Origin of the sequence: Pseudomonas mohnii (genome assembly GCF_900105115.1) — a bacterium.
GTDB lineage: Bacteria > Pseudomonadota > Gammaproteobacteria > Pseudomonadales > Pseudomonadaceae > Aquipseudomonas > Aquipseudomonas mohnii.
The window spans coordinates 5660921-5677652 of the sequence record NZ_FNRV01000001.1; the positions used below are offsets into that span (position 1 = coordinate 5660921).

The 16732-nt window shown below is 61.3% G+C and carries 21 protein-coding genes; 9 read left to right on the forward strand and 12 right to left on the reverse strand.

Annotated features, from left to right (window positions below; translation table 11 throughout):
• Positions 1-7 precede the first annotated feature (7 nt).
• Positions 8-1288, forward strand: a complete 1281-nt coding sequence (gene serS, locus BLV61_RS26435) for a serine--tRNA ligase (protein ID WP_090468428.1) — start codon at positions 8-10, stop codon at positions 1286-1288.
• A complete protein-coding gene (cysG, locus tag BLV61_RS26440; RefSeq protein WP_090468430.1) occupies positions 1289-2683 on the forward strand; it encodes a siroheme synthase CysG in 1395 nt (464 codons plus the stop codon).
• Positions 2684-2799: 116 nt separating this feature from the next.
• Here the strand turns inward: cysG and BLV61_RS26445 are convergent, their stop codons facing one another.
• The 9 genes from BLV61_RS26445 to BLV61_RS26485 form a co-directional block, all read right to left on the reverse strand.
• Entirely contained in the window at positions 2800-3801 is a 1002-nt protein-coding gene (locus BLV61_RS26445; RefSeq protein ID WP_090468433.1) for a glutathione S-transferase family protein, read from the reverse strand.
• 89 nt (positions 3802-3890) lie between these two features.
• A complete protein-coding gene (locus BLV61_RS26450) occupies positions 3891-4892 on the reverse strand; it encodes a glycosyl transferase family protein (protein ID WP_090468435.1) in 1002 nt (333 codons plus the stop codon).
• A complete protein-coding gene (locus tag BLV61_RS26455; RefSeq protein ID WP_047527712.1) occupies positions 4889-5224 on the reverse strand; it encodes a TusE/DsrC/DsvC family sulfur relay protein in 336 nt (111 codons plus the stop codon). The genes BLV61_RS26450 and BLV61_RS26455 overlap by 4 nt, the downstream gene beginning before the upstream one ends.
• Positions 5221-5514 carry a sulfurtransferase complex subunit TusB gene (gene tusB, locus BLV61_RS26460; RefSeq protein WP_090468437.1) on the reverse strand — a complete coding sequence of 98 codons (294 nt, stop codon included), beginning with the start codon at positions 5512-5514 and terminating at the stop codon, positions 5221-5223. The genes BLV61_RS26455 and tusB overlap by 4 nt, the downstream gene beginning before the upstream one ends.
• Positions 5514-5876 (reverse strand): sulfurtransferase complex subunit TusC, encoded by a 363-nt coding sequence (gene tusC / locus BLV61_RS26465; protein ID WP_090468439.1) that lies wholly within the window; start codon positions 5874-5876, stop codon positions 5514-5516. The genes tusB and tusC overlap by 1 nt, the downstream gene beginning before the upstream one ends.
• 1 nt (position 5877) lies before the next feature.
• Entirely contained in the window at positions 5878-6270 is a 393-nt protein-coding gene (gene tusD / locus BLV61_RS26470) for a sulfurtransferase complex subunit TusD (protein ID WP_047538436.1), read from the reverse strand.
• A 192-nt stretch (positions 6271-6462) separates the two neighbouring features.
• Positions 6463-7167: a YoaK family protein gene (locus BLV61_RS26475; protein WP_047538438.1), complete on the reverse strand. Its 705-nt coding sequence runs from the start codon at positions 7165-7167 to the stop codon at positions 6463-6465.
• Positions 7168-7193: 26 nt separating this feature from the next.
• Positions 7194-7523, reverse strand: a complete 330-nt coding sequence (locus tag BLV61_RS26480) for a DUF6388 family protein (RefSeq protein ID WP_047527717.1) — start codon at positions 7521-7523, stop codon at positions 7194-7196.
• Between the two features lie 2 nt (positions 7524-7525).
• Positions 7526-7792 (reverse strand): hypothetical protein, encoded by a 267-nt coding sequence (locus tag BLV61_RS26485; RefSeq protein WP_047527719.1) that lies wholly within the window; start codon positions 7790-7792, stop codon positions 7526-7528.
• Between the two features lie 148 nt (positions 7793-7940).
• Between BLV61_RS26485 and BLV61_RS26495 the strand changes: the two genes are divergently transcribed.
• The gene (locus BLV61_RS26495) at positions 7941-8291 is read left to right on the forward strand and encodes a hypothetical protein (RefSeq protein WP_090468442.1); all 351 of its coding nucleotides are present in this window, start codon (positions 7941-7943) and stop codon (positions 8289-8291) included.
• Between the two features lie 143 nt (positions 8292-8434).
• Here BLV61_RS26495 and BLV61_RS26500 read toward each other — a convergent pair whose 3' ends face one another.
• Positions 8435-8860 carry a GNAT family N-acetyltransferase gene (locus tag BLV61_RS26500; protein ID WP_047527722.1) on the reverse strand — a complete coding sequence of 142 codons (426 nt, stop codon included), beginning with the start codon at positions 8858-8860 and terminating at the stop codon, positions 8435-8437.
• 142 nt (positions 8861-9002) lie between these two features.
• Here BLV61_RS26500 and BLV61_RS26505 point away from each other — a divergent pair, with 142 nt between their 5' ends.
• Together BLV61_RS26505 and BLV61_RS26510 are read left to right on the forward strand one after the other, a co-directional pair.
• Positions 9003-9440, forward strand: a complete 438-nt coding sequence (locus tag BLV61_RS26505; protein ID WP_090468444.1) for a hemerythrin domain-containing protein — start codon at positions 9003-9005, stop codon at positions 9438-9440.
• 63 nt (positions 9441-9503) lie between these two features.
• The gene (locus BLV61_RS26510; protein WP_090468446.1) at positions 9504-10094 is read left to right on the forward strand and encodes an NUDIX domain-containing protein; all 591 of its coding nucleotides are present in this window, start codon (positions 9504-9506) and stop codon (positions 10092-10094) included.
• Positions 10095-10144: 50 nt separating this feature from the next.
• On the opposite strand, the gene BLV61_RS26515 is transcribed toward BLV61_RS26510, so the two are convergent.
• Positions 10145-10663, reverse strand: coding sequence for a methylated-DNA--[protein]-cysteine S-methyltransferase (locus tag BLV61_RS26515; protein WP_090468448.1), 519 nt, complete (start codon positions 10661-10663; stop codon positions 10145-10147).
• Between the two features lie 136 nt (positions 10664-10799).
• On the opposite strand from BLV61_RS26515, the gene ggt reads away from it, so the two are divergent.
• Entirely contained in the window at positions 10800-12527 is a 1728-nt protein-coding gene (gene ggt / locus BLV61_RS26520; protein WP_090468450.1) for a gamma-glutamyltransferase, read from the forward strand.
• A 67-nt stretch (positions 12528-12594) separates the two neighbouring features.
• Complete coding sequence (locus BLV61_RS26525) at positions 12595-13128, forward strand: cysteine hydrolase family protein (protein ID WP_047527732.1); 534 nt, start codon at positions 12595-12597, stop codon at positions 13126-13128.
• An 86-nt stretch (positions 13129-13214) separates the two neighbouring features.
• On the opposite strand, the gene BLV61_RS26530 is transcribed toward BLV61_RS26525, so the two are convergent.
• A complete protein-coding gene (locus BLV61_RS26530; RefSeq protein ID WP_047527734.1) occupies positions 13215-14117 on the reverse strand; it encodes a LysR family transcriptional regulator in 903 nt (300 codons plus the stop codon).
• A 199-nt stretch (positions 14118-14316) separates the two neighbouring features.
• Between BLV61_RS26530 and BLV61_RS26535 the strand changes: the two genes are divergently transcribed.
• On the forward strand, positions 14317-15816 hold the full coding sequence (locus BLV61_RS26535; RefSeq protein WP_090468452.1) for a purine-cytosine permease family protein: 1500 nt from the start codon (positions 14317-14319) through the stop codon (positions 15814-15816).
• Positions 15813-16658, forward strand: coding sequence for a nitrilase family protein (locus BLV61_RS26540; RefSeq protein WP_090468454.1), 846 nt, complete (start codon positions 15813-15815; stop codon positions 16656-16658). The genes BLV61_RS26535 and BLV61_RS26540 overlap by 4 nt, the downstream gene beginning before the upstream one ends.
• Positions 16659-16732 lie beyond the last annotated feature (74 nt).

Genomic DNA, 16732 nt, shown 5'->3' on the forward strand with positions numbered 1-16732 from the left:
GACCGACATGCTCGATTCCAAACTGTTACGTAGCAACCTTCAGGACGTAGCGGACCGCCTGGCATCCCGTGGCTTTGCCCTGGATGTTGCGCGCATCGAAGCGCTGGAAGAACAGCGCAAGACCGTCCAGACCCGCACCGAAGCCCTGCAGGCTGAACGTAATGCGCGCTCCAAATCCATCGGTCAGGCCAAGCAGCGCGGTGAAGACATCGCGCCGTTGATGGCCGACGTCGAGCGCATGGCGGGCGAGTTGAGTGCCGGCAAGGTCGAGCTGGACGCGATCCAGACTGAGCTGGACTCGATTCTGCTCGGTATTCCGAACCTGCCGCACGAGTCGGTGCCGGTCGGCAAAGACGAAGACGACAACGTCGAAGTGCGCCGCTGGGGTACGCCGACCACATTCGATTTCCCGGTTCAGGACCACGTGGCCCTGGGCGAAAAATTCGGCTGGCTGGACTTCGAAACCGCCGCCAAACTGTCTGGCGCCCGTTTCGCCTTGCTGCGTGGCCCGATTGCCCGCCTGCACCGCGCCCTGGCCCAGTTCATGATCAACTTGCACGTCACCGAGCACGGCTATGAAGAGGCTTACACGCCTTATCTGGTCCAGGCCCCGGCGCTGCAAGGCACTGGCCAGTTGCCCAAGTTTGAAGAAGACCTGTTCAAGATCGCCCGCGAAGGCGAGGCCGATCTGTACCTGATCCCGACCGCCGAAGTGTCCCTGACCAACATCGTGGCCGGCGAAATCGTTGATTCGAAACTGCTGCCGATCAAGTTCGTTGCCCACACCCCATGCTTCCGCAGTGAAGCCGGTGCATCGGGCCGCGACACCCGTGGCATGATCCGCCAGCACCAGTTCGACAAGGTCGAAATGGTCCAGATCGTCGAGCCATCGACCTCGATGGAAGCCCTGGAAGGCCTGACCGCCAACGCCGAGAAAGTCCTGCAGTTGCTGGAGCTGCCATACCGCACCCTGGCGCTGTGCACCGGCGACATGGGCTTCAGTGCAGTCAAGACCTACGACCTGGAAGTGTGGATCCCGAGCCAGGACAAGTACCGTGAAATTTCGTCGTGCTCCAACTGCGGCGATTTCCAGGCCCGTCGCATGCAAGCACGTTTCCGCAACCCGGAAACCGGCAAGCCTGAACTGGTCCACACCCTGAACGGTTCCGGCCTGGCAGTCGGTCGTACCCTGGTGGCGGTGCTGGAGAACTATCAGCAGGCCGACGGTACGATCCGTGTGCCTGAAGTGCTGAAGCCGTACATGGGTGGCCTCGAGGTCATCGGCTAAATGAACTATCTGCCGCTGTTCCATAACCTTCGCGGCAGTCGTGTGTTGGTCGTCGGCGGGGGGGAGATTGCCTTGCGCAAATCCCGCCTGCTGGCCGATGCCGGTGCGCTACTGCGGGTGGTCGCACCTGAAATCGAAACCCAATTGAGCGAACTGGTCGCCCTCAGCGGTGGCGAGTGCGTGCTGCGTGGTTACGTCGAGGCGGACCTAGACGGTTGCGGGCTGATCATTGCCGCCACCGATGACGAATCGCTGAACGCACAAGTCTCCTCCGATGCCCATCGGCGTTGCGTGCCGGTCAATGTGGTGGACGCGCCGGCCCTGTGCAGCGTGATCTTCCCGGCCATCGTCGACCGCTCGCCGCTGGTGATTGCCGTGTCCAGCGGCGGCGATGCGCCAGTCCTGGCGCGTTTGATCCGCGCCAAGATTGAAACCTGGATTCCCTCTACCTACGGTCAACTGGCCGGTCTGGCCGCGCGCTTCCGTAACCAGGTCAAAGGCCTGTTCCCGGACGTGCAACAGCGCCGGGCATTCTGGGAGGACGTGTTCCAGGGGCCGATTGCCGACCGACAGCTGGCCGGGCAGGGCGCCGAAGCCGAGCGTTTGCTGCAAGCGAAAATCGACGGTGAAGCACCCGTGGCGACCGGTGAGGTGTATCTGGTCGGCGCCGGGCCGGGTGATCCCGACTTGCTGACCTTCCGTGCCCTGCGCCTGATGCAGCAAGCCGATGTGGTGCTGTACGACCGCCTCGTGGCGCCGGCAATTCTCGAACTGTGTCGGCGTGATGCCGAGCGGGTTTATGTCGGCAAGCGTCGCGCCGATCACGCCGTGCCACAGGATCAGATCAACCAGCAACTGGTGGACCTGGCCAGGCAAGGCAAGCGTGTGGTACGGCTGAAAGGCGGCGATCCGTTCATCTTTGGCCGTGGCGGTGAAGAGATCGAGGAACTGGCGGCCCAAGGCATCCCGTTCCAGGTCGTGCCGGGCATCACGGCGGCCAGCGGTTGCGCGGCGTACGCCGGGATCCCGCTGACTCACCGTGATTACGCGCAGTCGGTGCGGTTCGTCACGGGGCATCTCAAGGACGGTTCCACCGATCTGCCGTGGGCCGATCTGGTTGCGCCGGCGCAGACCCTGGTGTTCTACATGGGCCTGGTAGGCCTGCCGATCATCTGCGAACAGTTGATCAAGCATGGTCGCAACGCGGATACCCCGGCGGCATTGATCCAGCAGGGCACCACGGTCAATCAGCGGGTATTTACCGGCACATTGGCCGATCTTCCACGGCTGGTGGCGGAGCATGAAGTGCATGCGCCGACGCTGGTGATCGTGGGTGAGGTGGTGCAACTGCGCGAGAAACTGGCGTGGTTCGAAGGGGCTCAGGCGCAGGTCTGAAAACCGAGTCGCGCCCTTCGCTAGCAGGCTAGCTCCCACAGGGGGTTTGTGAACGACACAAATCCTGTGTGGGAGCTAGCCTGCTAGCGTTGGGGGCCTGAAAAACGGCACAAGCTTCAGGCCTTGCGCCAAACCCCTTTACCGCTCAACCGCTCCCGATCATGGGGCGCGGTGAAATCCTGTTCCGGGCCTTTAGGCACGATGCCGGTCGGGTTGATGGTCTTGTGGCTGCCGTAGTAGTGATGCTTGATGTGGGTGAAGTCCACCGTCTCGGCAATCCCTGGCCACTGATAAATCTCCCGCAGCCAGTTCGACAGGTTCGGATAATCGGCAATCCGCCGCAGGTTGCACTTGAAGTGCCCGTAATACACCGCGTCGAATCGAATGATTGTGGTGAACAGACGGATATCCGCTTCGGTCAGGTATTCCCCCGTCAGATAACGGTTGGCCCCCAGCAATTGCTCCAGCCGATCCAGTTCGGCGAACAATCCATCAAACGCTTCTTCATAAGCCTGTTGCGATGTGGCAAACCCCGCACGGTACACGCCATTGTTGACCGCCGGATAAATCCGCTCGTTCAGCGCATCGATCTCGCTGCGTAGTGGTGCCGGGTAGAAGTCCAGGTCGTTGCCGGTCAATGCGTCGAACGCGCCATTGAACATGCGGATGATTTCCGCCGATTCATTGTTGACGATGCGTTGCTGTTGTTTGTCCCACAGCACCGGTACGGTGACGCGGCCGGTGTAGTCGGCGGTGTCGGCGGTGTAGCGCTGGTGCATGAAGTCGAAGTGATCGAGCTTGTCGCCGGTTGAGCCGTGGGACTTGTCGAAGGTCCAGCCGTTCTCCAGCATCAAGTAGCTGACCACCGATACGTCGATCAGCTTTTCGAGACCCTTGAGTTTGCGCAGGATCAGCGTGCGATGGGCCCACGGACAGGCCAGGGAGACATAAAGGTGATAACGACCGGCCTCGGCCGCAAAGCCGCCGACACCCGTCGGTCCCGGCTGGCCGTCGGCCGTAACCCAGTGACGGCGCTGCGCCTGTTCACGCTGAAACGCGCCGTCCTTGCTGCTTTCGTACCATTTGTCCTGCCAGCGGCCTTCGACTAACAAACCCATGCTCAGACTCCTCAACCAATAATCGTTGGAGTCGAGTCTATTCCCATGAGTTCGAACAAAAAGCGCAAAGGTTGGGCAGTTATGATCGATTAAATCGATTTGTCCCGGGCATCCCAGTAACGCTGTGCGGTTTCGAACGCTTGCTCGCGACTTTGTCCGAGGCCGCGCAACGCCAGGGCCATAGTGGAAATCAGGGCCATCTGCGGATAGCTGTCGACCACATCCCCTCGCCAGACGGCTTTGAGGTGCTCGGGGTCGAGGCTGGCCGGTTTGACATGGCGCTGGCTCGACAGCTGTGGCCATTCCTCGTCCCAGCTCTCGCCGCCCGTGGTGCCATACAGGTGGCTGTCGGCATCCGGGTTGATCTCGATTTCGCCACCATCGCCCTTGATCACAATCGCGGTGTCGCCGAGCAGGCCGCTGGCATCGCGGTGCACCGCCTGATAACCGGGATGGAAAATGCTTTGCAGGCCGCAGCGTGCACCTAGCGGGTTGAGAATGCGCGTCAGGGAATGGATCGGCGAGCGCAGGCCCAGGGTGTTGCGCAAGTCGATCATCCGTTGCAGCTGCGGTGCCCAGTCCACCAGTGGCATGAAGGCCAAGCCGCCGTTGTCCAGTGCCTCACCGACCTGCTGCCAATTGCGGCACAGCGGGATCTGCAAAGCCCCCAGCAATTGTTCACTGTACAGGCGACCCGCCGTGTGGGCGCCGGCGCCGTGCATGAAGATGCGAACGCCGTTCTGTGCCAGGCATTTGGCCGCCAGCAAATACCACGGCAGATGACGCTTCTTGCCGGCATAGGTCGGCCAGTCCAGATCGACCGCCAGTGAGGGTGGCTGCAAGCGCTCACGCAAGGCTTCGGTGAAGCCGGCCATTTCCTCGGCGCTTTCTTCCTTGTGCCGCAGCAGCATCAGGAACGCGCCGAGTTGGGTGTCTTCGACCTTGTCGTCGAGCACCATGCCCATGGCTTCGCGGGCTTCCTCGCGGGTCAGGTCGCGGGCACCGCGCTTGCCTTTGCCGAGAATCCGCACGAATTGGGCGAACGGGTGTTCGGCGGGCGTTTCGAGTATCAGCGCTGGGTAGTCAGTCATAAGCAATTCGTCGGTTTGGGCAGGCCCGCCAGTTTCGCGGCGAGTTTGGCGGGGGTGCCTTTGAACAGTCGGTTCAGGTGCAGGCTGTTGCCCTTGGCCGGACCGAGTTTCAAGGCGGTGTATTTGATCAGCGGACGGGTGGCCGGCGACAACTGGAATTCGGCGTAGAAACTGCGCAGCAGTTCGAGAATTTCCCAGTGCTCGGGGCTCAGCTCGATGTCTTCGGCCGCCGCCAGGGCGCTGGCGACGTCGGCAGACCAGTCACTCAACTCGACCAGAAAACCGTCCTTGTCCAACTCGATGGTACGGGCGCCGACTGTCAGGGAATTCATAGCCACGTGTTGACCTTGTCGTGTTGGATCGACAGCTCGACGAAGGCCGGGTAATCGATGGCCCTGGCCCAGTCAGGAACGTCGATGGCCCGGGCCTGGGCATCTTCGGCCAGCACGTAGAGTTTCAGGCCACGGGTTTGAAGCGTGGCGAAAGGCACTGTGCCCGGCTGCAAGGCATAAGCTGCGTCGCCGGACAACAGCAGCGCGTCTGCGGCGCCGATGATGCGCAGGCAACTGCTCAGGCGCGAGTCACCGAACGGGGAGTGAGACAACACATGCAAAGTCGACATCAGAGGGTGATCACCTGGTCGTAACGGTCAATGAGGGCGGTGATTTCGCCGGCTGTCAGCGGTCCGGCTTCTTCCAGCGACAGGGCGCCAGGGTCCAGGCCACGTTCGGCGGCGCTGTCGGCACAGAAAAACAGCGCTTCGACGCCGAACATCGGCAGGGCCTGCAGGTTGGCGCTCAGGTCTTTCTGTTGCAGCGATTTGGCGTCCTGTCTGGCGGCGAGCTGGAACACGCCATCGTCGAGAAACAACAGGCCGATGGGCAGGTCGAAGGCACCGCCGGCCAGCACGATGTCCAGCGCTTCGCGCGCGCCGGGGCCGGACCAAGGCGATTGGCGACTGATGATCAATAAGGATTTGGCCATCTCAAGCGCCTCCGAAACAGATCAGGCGGTCGGCGTCCTGAACGGCGTCATGCAACTGACCGAGGCCGGACAATTCCCATGGCGCGTCGACGGCGACGGCTTCACGTTGATAGCGCCTGGCTTCTTCTTCGTTCAGCACACCACGGCGCAAGGCGGCGGCGATGCACACCACGCCGTCCAGCTGGTGCTCGGAAACAAAGGCGCGCCATTGCTTGGGCACGTCCTGCTCGTCCTGGGGCGTGACCACGCTGCTGGAGGCGTTGTACACGCCGTCCTGGTAGAAAAACAGCCGGACAATTTCATGCCCGCCGGCCAGCGCGGCCTGGGCGAACAGCAGGGCACGGCGCGAGGAGGGTGCATGGGCGGCGGAAAACAGCGCGATGGCGAACTTCATGACGGACTCGATCAGCGAAACTGCGGCCATGATAAAGCTTTATCGGCGGGGCGGCGAAGGGCGTTTTCGCGGGGACCGGGTTGCCGCCAATCGCTGGCAAGCCAGCTCCCACAGGTAATGCGTCGATCACAGAATCGTCGTTCGCCGCAGATCTACTGTGGGCGCTGGCTTGCCAGCGATTGCGGACTGCAGTCAACGCGGCATATACCCCAACTGCCAACGCCGCGGGATCTTCAGCGATAGAAACCCCAGTCCCGCAGCGAGCAGGCCGCTGGCGAACAGCGCCTTGAGCCCCAGATGATGTTCGAGCACGGCGCCCAGTACCGCACCGGCGAACATGCCGGTCCACGGAATCAGTTGCACACGCCAGCCGTTACGGCGCTCACCGAGCATCCAGCGACCCAGTCCGCGTCCGAAGCGCGACAGGGCGCCGGTGACATACGTCAGGCCCACCGGCAAACCATTGACCTCTTCCACGGCGGCGTTGAGCATGCCCATGGCAATAATGGCCGCGAGCAGGGCTGGCAGCTGTGAATCAAAAGGCCAGGCGGCGGCAGCACATAGCAACGCGGCGATGGTCAGCAACAGCGGCAGCGCCCGGCGCCCACCCAGCCGGCTGACGATGATGCCCAGCGCATTGCCGACAATGAAGGTGGCGACAAGCAGCGCCAGGCGCAAGGTCAATCCCGCGTCGCCAGCGCCGATGGCAACCGCCATACGGGTGGTGTTGCCGCTCATGAACGAAACGAAGTCACCGCTGGCCATGAAACCGATGGCGTCCGTCATGCCGGCCAGCACCGAGAGCAACGCCACCAGGCTCAGGCCGATGCGCCCGCGCCATTTCTGAGTGTGCAAATGTCTGGAACTGGCGTGGGTACTTGAAGACGAAGGCAACATCGGCAGCGGCATCCTTGAGCGAGACGTTAGGGGGTTAATCCATATAACTCGCAATATTCCTGCCAGTCTAGCCCGGCCATTTCCGCGACTTCCCTGTGCACGTCCAGCCGCTGGGCCTGATAGTCCTCGGGTGTGGCGGCGGTCAACAGCAGCGTCAATTCCCAGGCAAACAGACCGAGACGCTCGGCTTCGGCCTCGAAGGCTTCGTGTAAACGCTCGTCGCGATACTGCGCGAGGGTCTCGCCCTTTACCTGAGCGAGCAATGGATTCAGGTTGTCGAGCTCCACACGCAGCTCGGGGCGTTCTTCGAGAAACCGCTTCAGTGCCTGTTCGTGTTGCTGCCCGGATGCCGCCATGGTCACTCCTTGGGTAGGGATTGCGAAGCCTGCTTCTTGCTGGCCTTGGCCGCTGCCGCCAGGCACTCCAGGGCAAACTGCTCGGTGTAGGTCATCTGGATCGGTGTGGTTTCACCCTTGACGGTTCTTTCGCCGTCGAGGATGTAACGGATGCGCTTGTCAGTCACGCCGATTCGCTTGGCGATCCAGGAGGGGGTCTGACCGATCTGACTGATCAGCTTGTCGGCGTATTCAGTGGTGGGTTTGTAAAACTCGGCGTTGGGTGTCATTGGGCTTCCACAATAGAGGTCGATGCGACGCGAAGGGCGCGACAGGGTGCGCGATTCGTCGCGCGATGTCGCGGTATAAATGCAGTAAAGCAGAACGAAACGCCGTGCCACGGTGATACAGTCCGCTTTTTCCTGATGAGCGACTGCAATGCGAATTCTGATGGTAGCGCTGGCCGTGACGTTGCTGGCCGGTTGCGCGGGCTCGGTGATGAGCGATGCCCGCAGCAAACCTCCGTACAAAACCCTCAACTCGGACAAGCCGGCCAGGGATGTTGCCCAGTGCGTGCAGTTTTCCTGGCAGGACGAAGCGGTGTTCGGTGTCGATGCGGCGGCTTACCTGCAGCCAGGCGAGAAGGGCGGGACTACCGTCTACACGCGTTCGGCGGAGTCGTTCGTCGACGTGACCACCGATGCCTCGGGCACCGTGTTGAGCTACTACGCGCAGCATGATGACTTTGTCGCCAAGCGTCGGTTGGCGGCGTTGGCCACCTGCCTCTGATTTGATGCACGCCGGTGTAGGAGCGAGCCTGCTCCGGTCGGCGTTCCGACGATGGACTCAAGGGCAACGCGTTAAGTCAGCCTGCCCGCGTTATCGTTAACGTCCATCGCGAGCAGGCTCGCTCCTACAGCAGGCGTGTTGATTCAGTTGTTCAGGCGCTTCTGAAAAAAGAAGTGCTTATACCCCGGCGGGTAGTCGGCAATGTGCCCGATCTCGCTGTAGCCGCATTTCTTGTAGAACTCCGGTGCCTGGAATTCGAACGTGTCGAGCCACAGCCCGATGCATTTCCTCTCCCGCGCCAGGTCTTCGGCCATCTGCATCAGCCGGGTTCCCATGCCCTGTCCCCGCGCCTGCTCCGGCACCGACAACAGGTCGATGAACAACCACTGGTAGAACAACCGGGCGTAGAGCCCGCCGAGGATTTCATCGTTGTCATCGCGCACCAGCAATGCAATGTGCTCGGGCACGGCACCCGCGGCCTTCGAGGCGTTATAGGCGCGCAGTGGCTGCAGGATGGCCTGGCGCTCTTCTTCCGTGGGGTTTGGCGACAGCTCGATTCGCAGGGTCATGGCTATGTCCTTATGGCAGTAAGCCGCAGACTATCTTGGTCGCGGCGGTTGATCTATCCCCGCACGCGTGGAACCGTAGCCTGCACGCAGATGTCTAGCCTCAGAGAGCGTCATTCCAGAACGCCGCCCATGAGGACACTCCGTGAATATTTTCGAAGCCTTGCGCGAAAGCCACGAACGCCAACGTACCTATGCCAAAGCGCTGATTCGCACCAGCGGCGACACCCCGGAACGGGTTGCGGCCTACAAACAGCTCAAGTCCGAACTGCAGGCCCACGAAACCGCTGAGGAGCGGCACTTCTACATCCCGTTGATGGAGTTCGATAACGGCGTCGACCTCAGCCGCCACGCGATCGCCGAACACCACGAAATGGACGAAATGATGGAAGAGCTGGATGGGACCGAGATGTCCAGCCCGGCCTGGCTGGTCACCGCGAAGAAGCTGTCCGAGAAGGTCCATCACCATCTTGAAGAGGAAGAGCAGAAGTTCTTCCAGATGGCCGGCAAGCTGCTCGACGACAAACAGAAAGAGTCCCTGGCCGGTGCCTATTTGAAGGAATACAAGGCTCAGCTTGTTTGAGGGATCAAACGCCGGGCGTTTTCACCTAAGATGCGCAATCTCGATAAAACAGGATGCGTTGTCATGTCGAACACAGCCGAGCGGGTCAATATCCTTGAGTCACAGGTGTTGTCCCACGACTGGTACCTGCTGCGGAAAATCACCTTCGATTATCAACGCAACAACGGCGATTGGCAGCGCCAGACCCGCGAGGTCTATGACCGTGGCAATGGCGCGGCGATTCTCCTGTACAACCGCGAGAAGAAAACGGTGGTCCTGACCCGGCAATTCCGCTTGCCGGTGTTCGTCAACGGCCACGACGGTCTGCTGATCGAAGTGGCGGCAGGGCTGTTGGAAGGTGCAGCGCCGCAGGAACGCATTCGTGCCGAAGCGGAAGAAGAAACCGGTTACCGCGTGCACCACGTGCAGCCGGTGTTCGAGGCCTACATGAGTCCGGGCTCGGTGACGGAAAAACTGCATTTCTTCATCGCCGAATACGATGCGGCGTCGAAGGTCAGCGAAGGCGGCGGGCTGGAGGAAGAGACGGAAGAACTGGAAGTGCTGGAATGGGCCTTCGATGAAGCGATCGAGGCGTTTTATCGTGGCGAAATCTGCGATGCGAAGACCATCATGCTGCTGCAGTATGCGGCGATGAAAAACATCTTCGCGGCTTAAGCCTTGGGCCTTCTGTGGCGAGCGAGCTCCCTCGCCACAGAGAACTGTGTTTACCCGAACAGATCAGCGGTCATTCCGGCTCCGAGCCATTGAGCACCTTCCAGCGTCAGTAGCTTCTCCTTCGCCTCAAGCCCCCCGGCAAATCCCGTCAGCTTCCCCGACGCACCAATCACCCGATGGCACGGCGCGATAATCGAAATCGGGTTCTTGCCATTCGCCGCACCCACCGCCCGGACCGCACTCGGGGTGCCGATCTGCTCGGCGATCTGGCTGTAGCTACGGGTCTCGCCGAACGGAATGGTCAACAGCGCTGCCCAGACCTTTTTCTGGAACTCCGTGCCGACAAACTCCAGATCCAGCTCGAAATGATGGCGGCCGCCGGCGAAGTATTCGCGCAGTTGTTGCGCCGTGCGCAGCAGAATCGGATTGTCAGGCGCTTCGCTCATCGGGCCGAGCCGCACCCGGCCGGGTTTGTCGTTTTCCCAGAGGATGGCCGCCAGTCGCGAGCCGTTCGCAACCAGCTTCAACTCGCCGACCGGAGACGCCAGGGTGCTGCAGGTGTAGGTCATGCCGAAGGCCGCGCCGAATGGTTGAACGGGCGTTAAGGATACTGTCTCGCCGGGGAGGCGCAATACGCAATCGCGACCATACTTGCCTACGGCTCCTGAAGCGTTCCCCTGTTCAATAACAAGAAGAGACCGACTGATGAAGTACGAACCTTTTGCCAAATCGCTGATAGCGACCTCATTGGCACTCAGCTGCCTGATGGCCCACGCCGCCTCCGTAGCCCCGGTCGCGGCCGAAAACGGCATGGTGGTCACTGCCCAGCATCTGGCCAGCCATGTGGGTGTGGACGTGCTCAAGAGCGGCGGCAACGCCGTCGACGCCGCCGTGGCGGTGGGGTACGCGCTGGCGGTGGTCTATCCCGCCGCCGGTAACCTGGGCGGTGGCGGTTTCATGACCATCCAACTGGCCGATGGACGCAAGACCTTCCTCGATTTCCGCGAAAAAGCCCCGCTGGCCGCCACCGCCAACATGTACCTCGACAAAGAGGGCAACGTTGTGCCGGACCTGAGTACCCGCGGCCACTTGGCCGTCGGCGTGCCCGGCACGGTGTCCGGGATGGAACTGGCCCTGAGCAAATACGGCACCAAACCGCGCAAGGAAGTGATCGCCCCGGCCATCAAGCTGGCCGAAGACGGCTTCGTGCTGGAACAAGGTGATGTCGATTTGCTGGACTACGCCACCGACGTGTTCAAGAAGGACATGAAGGATTCCGGGGCGATTTTCCTGAGCAACGGCGAGCCGATGCAAGTCGGACAGAAGCTGGTGCAGAAAGACCTCGGCAAAACCCTGAGGACCATCTCCGAGAAGGGCGCCGACGGCTTCTATAAGGGCTGGGTCGCCGACGCCATCGTCACCTCCAGCCAGGCCAACAAGGGCATCATCACCCAGGCCGACCTGGACAAATACAAGACCCGCGAACTGGCGCCGATCGAGTGCGACTACCGTGGCTACCACGTGGTCTCGGCCCCGCCTCCGAGCTCCGGTGGCGTGGTGATCTGCCAGATCATGAACATCCTCGAAGGCTACCCGATGAAGGACCTGGGCTATCACTCGGCCCAGGGCATGCACTATCAGATCGAAGCGATGCGCCACGCGTACGTGGACCGCAACAGCTACCTTGGCGACCCGGACTTCGTGAAGAACCCGATTGCTCATCTGCTGGACAAGAATTACGCGACCAAACTGCGCGAAGCCATCAATCCGCAAAAGGCCGGTGTGTCCCGCGAGCTCAAGCCTGGCGTCGCGCCGCATGAAGGCAACAACACCACCCATTACTCCATCGTCGACAAATGGGGCAACGCAGTGTCGGTGACCTACACCCTCAACGACTGGTTCGGTGCCGGGGTCATGGCCAGTAAAACCGGGGTCATTCTCAACGACGAAATGGACGACTTCACCTCGAAGATCGGCGTGCCGAACATGTACGGCCTGGTGCAGGGTGAAGCCAACGCCATCGCCCCCGGCAAGGCGCCGCTGTCATCCATGAGCCCGACCATCGTCACCAAGGACGGCAAAGTGGTGATGGTGGTCGGCACCCCCGGCGGCAGTCGCATCATCACCGCAACCTTGCTGACCATGCTCAACGTCATCGACTACGGCATGAACATCCAGGAAGCGGTCGATGCACCACGTTTCCACCAGCAATGGCTGCCGGAGGAAACCAACCTCGAAGCCTTCACCACCAGCCCGGATACAGTGAAGATCCTCGAAAGCTGGGGCCACAAGTTTGCCGGGCCGCAGGACGCCAACCACCTGGCGGCGATTCTCGTCGGCGCGCCGTTCCTGGATGGCAAACCGGTAGGCAAGAACCGCTTCTACGGCGCCAACGATCCACGGCGTAACACCGGGTTGTCGCTGGGTTATTGAGCCTTGTGTTTGGACGGGGACGGACTTATGTTCGTCCCTGTTCCACTGACTTCTCAAGGAAGGAACCATGACTACCGCACTGTTAATCATCGACGTCCAGCAGGCCTTGTGCTCCGGCGAGTATGAGTGCTTCCAGATCCAGCGCGTCATCGACAGCATCAACGGCCTCAGTGCCAAGGCCCGAAGCAAAGGGCTCCCCGTGGTGCTGATCCAGCATGAAGAAAAGGGCAGTCCCCTGGCACGCAACGCCGAAGGCTGGCAACTCGCCGAAGGATTGCAAACCGTGTCCCAGGACCTGCGCGTACGCAAGACCACCCCGGATTCGTTCTACCAGACCCACTTGCATGACCAGTTGCAGGAGCTGGACGTCAGCCGCCTGATCATCTGCGGTCTGCAAACCGATTACTGTGTCAACGCCACCGTGCGCCAGGCATTGAAACTGGGTTACGACGTCGTGCTCGCGGCCGACGCCCACTCCACCGTCGACAACGGCAATATGGCCGCTGAAGACATCATCGCCGAGCACAACAAGGATCTGGCGCACCTGACCAGCGCTGTTGCCCGGATCGACGTCGTCCCGGCCAACGATATCCGACCCTGAAACCACCCCATTTGGGAGCGAGCCTGCTCGCGATGGCGCCTTCGCTGGCAAGCCAGCTCCCACAGGCATTGCGCTGATGCCTTTATCTAAGGCGCGCCAAAGATGTCGATCAATTCGTTCAGGAAGGCACTGACCAGATCGCGCTGTCGCGATGAATGCCGCACCGCCGCGTGGAAACCCACCTCATAGCGCAGCAACTCGGGGTTGAGCGGGTGCAGTTGCCCCAATTGTTCATGCCGTGCCGCGTAGTGTTGCGGCAGAAAACCCAAATGTTGGCCCGACAGAATCAACAGGGCGGCGCCGTCCATGCTGTCGGTCAGCACCGTCAGGCGTTCGATGGAGGTGGGTGCCGGCATTTCCGGCAAGGGGTGGCTCGGCCAGACCCAGTCATAGTGGCTGACATCGTCACGGGTCAGTGCGCCCACCTGGCCAAACAGCGGATGAGACGGTGCGCAGTAGGCGATCTGGGTTTCCTGGAACAGGGGGAAGTAGTCGATATTGGGCAAGCGGTGCCAGAAATAACCGATGGCCAGGTCGATGTGGCTGTTGATGATTTTCTCTTCCAACAGCGACGACGACAGTTCGGTGAAGTGAAAGTACAGGCCTTCATGCCTGGCCCGCAGGCGCGCAATCGCCAGGCCGATCTTTTTGTTGGCCACCGGGTCGATCTGCCCGAGCAGGCCGATGTTGATGTTGCCCGAGACTTTGCGGTTGATGTGCTGCACTTCAACCCGGAAGCCTTCGGCTGCCGCGAGCAAGCGCCGGGCCGCCTCGACAAACTGGCCGCCCTTGGGCGTCACCGAAAATCCGCCCCGTCCACGCTCGCACAGACGAAATCCGACCCGCGCCTCAAGCGTCGCCAACTGTGCGCTGATGGTCGGCTGCGTGGTGTTGAGGGCGGTTTGCGCCGCCGAAATCCCGCCCGCCTCGACGACGGTAAGAAATACCCGGATCAAGCGTAGATCCAGCTCCGTTACATTCCCCAGCATGGGCGCTCCCGATGTTCAATTACATAGGTGTAGATCTATGTAAACAGTGTGCCTGCGATATTTTACCGCCCTGACCAACGCCATACATTGCAGGGAAACCAGGGTCATCGTCAGCTTTTTCGGGATTTTCATCTGATCTGGACGTCGAAACGACCGCTGCGCCCACAATAAAAACAATCAACTGCATAGGAACCATCGTATGTCAGGAACCCCACTTTCTGCGCGCGCCGCCGAGGCCGGCAGCGGGTTGGCCATCGAAGGCCACTCGATCGATTACATTCCGGAAAGCGAACGCCACGCCAAGCTCAGCAGCCAGGGGCCATTCTGGTTTCTCGGCAATTTCCATTTCTTCACCATCTCCATCGGCTTTGTCGGCCCGAGCCTCGGGTTGTCTGCTCTGTGGACCATGCTGGCCGGCGCCCTGGGCATCATGTTCGGCACCATTTTCATGGCCTTCCACGGCTCGCAAGGGCCGGAAATGGGCCTGCCGCAGATGATCCAGTCGCGCGCCCAGTTCGGTTATCGCGGGGTGATCCTGGCGTTGATGGCGACGATGTTCGTGTTCGTCGGATTCAACGTGGTCAACATCTCGCTGATCATGAACGGTCTTGAGCATGTGTTCGGGATCAACCCGACTTACGTCGCCGTGGCTGTGGTGCTCATTGGCGCGCTGCTGTCGATCTACGGCCACGACCTGATGCACAAAGCCTTCAAGTGGGCATTACTGGCGACGTTGCCGTTGTATGCGCTGGTGACGATCGCGTTGATGTTCGGCGCCGGTTCCGAAGGCGTCACGCCAGCTACTGACCTGGGCTTCAACTGGGTTGCCTTCGCCACGCTGTTTGCCATCGGCGCCAGCTACAACATTTCCTATGCACCTTACGTTTCCGACTATTCCCGTTACCTGCCGAAGAACACCAGCCGGCCGAAACTGATCGCGGCGGTGTTCATCGGCGCCTCGTTGTCGGGTAGCTGGATGATCGGCCTCGGTGCCTGGCTCGCCCAGGAACTGAAAGCGGCGGACGCGCTGGTGGCGCTCAATCAGGTCGGTTCTTCGATGGTGCCGGGGTTGGGCAATCTGCTGGTGGTCGTGTCGGTGGCGGGTTTCCTGCCGATCATTGCGCTCAATACCTATAGCGCCATGCTGACGCTGCTGACCGGTGTCGACTCGATCAGCAAGATCACCCCGACGCCCCGTGCCCGGGTGCTGTCGATCAGTGTCATCAGCGTGATTTTGTTGACCTGCGTGCTGTCGATCAAAGGTGACGGCATTGCACTGTTGAACACCTTCCTCGTCTTGCTGCTGTACTTCCTCGTGCCCTGGACCGCGGTCAATCTGGTGGACTACTTCTTCGTCCGCAAGGGCCGCTACGCGATCCCGCACTTCTTTACACCGAACGGTATCTACGGCGCCTGGCAATTTCGTGGCATCGCCTCCTACCTGATCGGGTTTGCCGCGATGGTGCCGTTTTTCTACATCTTCGATGCCGCCGCCAACAAGGAAGTGTTCGTCGGCCCGCTGGCACGCATGCTTGAAGGGGTCGACATTGCCTGGCTGGTGGGTCTGGTGGTGTCCGGCCTGACTTATTTCCTTCTCAGTCGTTCGCTCGACCTGGTCGCCGAGCGCCGGGTCATCGATGGGATCAGCGAGAAGGACATTGTCGCCATGGCTCATCAAACGGAGGAGGCAGGGCGTTGAACACTGCAAAAAGTACCGTGGTCGCTTGCTGTCAGTTGGCGCCGAAAATCGGTGACCTCGCTTACAACCGCAGCCTCACCGAGCGTGCCATTCGCTCGGCGGCCCTGCGAGGGGCGCAGGTTGTGGTGTTGCCGGAACTGGTGCAGAGCGGTTACCTGTTTGCCGACCGCAACGAGGCCCTGGCCCTGGCGGAAACCCGCGATGGCCCGGCGCTGCGCCTGTGGCAAGCGCTGGCCCGGGAACTGAACCTTGTCATAGTGGGCGGCTTCTGTGAGCACCTGGGCGGCGATGATCTGGCCAACAGTGCGGCGCTGATCGATGCTCAGGGCGTGCGTGCGGTGTACCGCAAGGCGCATCTGTGGGATGCGGAGAAGGAGATCTTCACTGCCGGCAGTGAAGCGCCGCCGGTCATTGAGACCGACCACGGGCGTATCGGAATGCTGATTTGCTACGACCTGGAATTCCCCGAGTGGGTGCGCCTGCCGGCGTTGGCCGGCGCAGACCTGCTCTGCGCCCCGGTCAACTGGCCCGACGGCCCACGTCCGCAAACCGAACGCCCGGCGGAAGTCTTGCGGGTACAGGCCAATGCCTCAGTCAACCGTTTGTTCATCGCCGCGTGTGACCGCTACGGCCATGAGCGCGGAGTGGGCTGGGTGCAGGGCTCGGTGATCGTCGACGCCGATGGCTATCCGGTAGCCGGGCCCGCGGAGCAGGGCGGTGAGCAGATTTTGCTGGCCACCCTGAACCTCGCCGAGGCCCGCAACAAGCGCATCAGCGAGCGCAATGACCTGCATCGCGATCGGCGCCCGCACCTGTACGGGATGGACCGCTCGCTCGACTGACGGCCAGCGCAATACCCGTCACGCCCATCCTCTGTAGAAACCTGGTTTGCCAGCGAAGACAGCCTTGCGGTGGG

Excerpts from the sequence above, each read along its gene's own strand:
- tusC (WP_090468439.1), bottom strand. The coding sequence starts at position 5,876 with ATGGCCAAATCCTTATTGATCATCAGTCGCCAATCGCCTTGGTCCGGC.
- BLV61_RS26445 (WP_090468433.1), bottom strand. The coding sequence starts at position 3,801 with ATGGGTTTGTTAGTCGAAGGCCGCTGGCAGGACAAATGGTACGAAAGC.
- BLV61_RS26530 (WP_047527734.1), bottom strand. The coding sequence starts at position 14,117 with ATGCTGGGGAATGTAACGGAGCTGGATCTACGCTTGATCCGGGTATTT.
- BLV61_RS26485 (WP_047527719.1), bottom strand. The coding sequence starts at position 7,792 with ATGACACCCAACGCCGAGTTTTACAAACCCACCACTGAATACGCCGAC.
- BLV61_RS26455 (WP_047527712.1), bottom strand. The coding sequence starts at position 5,224 with ATGAATTCCCTGACAGTCGGCGCCCGTACCATCGAGTTGGACAAGGAC.
- BLV61_RS26515 (WP_090468448.1), bottom strand. The coding sequence starts at position 10,663 with ATGACCTACACCTGCAGCACCCTGGCGTCTCCGGTCGGCGAGTTGAAG.
- BLV61_RS26500 (WP_047527722.1), bottom strand. The coding sequence starts at position 8,860 with ATGACCCTGCGAATCGAGCTGTCGCCAAACCCCACGGAAGAAGAGCGC.
- tusD (WP_047538436.1), bottom strand. The coding sequence starts at position 6,270 with ATGAAGTTCGCCATCGCGCTGTTTTCCGCCGCCCATGCACCCTCCTCG.
- BLV61_RS26480 (WP_047527717.1), bottom strand. The coding sequence starts at position 7,523 with ATGGCGGCATCCGGGCAGCAACACGAACAGGCACTGAAGCGGTTTCTC.
- BLV61_RS26475 (WP_047538438.1), bottom strand. The coding sequence starts at position 7,167 with ATGTTGCCTTCGTCTTCAAGTACCCACGCCAGTTCCAGACATTTGCAC.
- serS (WP_090468428.1), top strand. The coding sequence starts at position 8 with ATGCTCGATTCCAAACTGTTACGTAGCAACCTTCAGGACGTAGCGGAC.
- BLV61_RS26510 (WP_090468446.1), top strand. The coding sequence starts at position 9,504 with ATGTCGAACACAGCCGAGCGGGTCAATATCCTTGAGTCACAGGTGTTG.
- BLV61_RS26450 (WP_090468435.1), bottom strand. The coding sequence starts at position 4,892 with ATGACTGACTACCCAGCGCTGATACTCGAAACGCCCGCCGAACACCCG.
- BLV61_RS26495 (WP_090468442.1), top strand. The coding sequence starts at position 7,941 with ATGCGAATTCTGATGGTAGCGCTGGCCGTGACGTTGCTGGCCGGTTGC.
- cysG (WP_090468430.1), top strand. The coding sequence starts at position 1,289 with ATGAACTATCTGCCGCTGTTCCATAACCTTCGCGGCAGTCGTGTGTTG.
- tusB (WP_090468437.1), bottom strand. The coding sequence starts at position 5,514 with ATGTCGACTTTGCATGTGTTGTCTCACTCCCCGTTCGGTGACTCGCGC.
- BLV61_RS26525 (WP_047527732.1), top strand. The coding sequence starts at position 12,595 with ATGACTACCGCACTGTTAATCATCGACGTCCAGCAGGCCTTGTGCTCC.
- BLV61_RS26535 (WP_090468452.1), top strand. The coding sequence starts at position 14,317 with ATGTCAGGAACCCCACTTTCTGCGCGCGCCGCCGAGGCCGGCAGCGGG.
- ggt (WP_090468450.1), top strand. The coding sequence starts at position 10,800 with ATGAAGTACGAACCTTTTGCCAAATCGCTGATAGCGACCTCATTGGCA.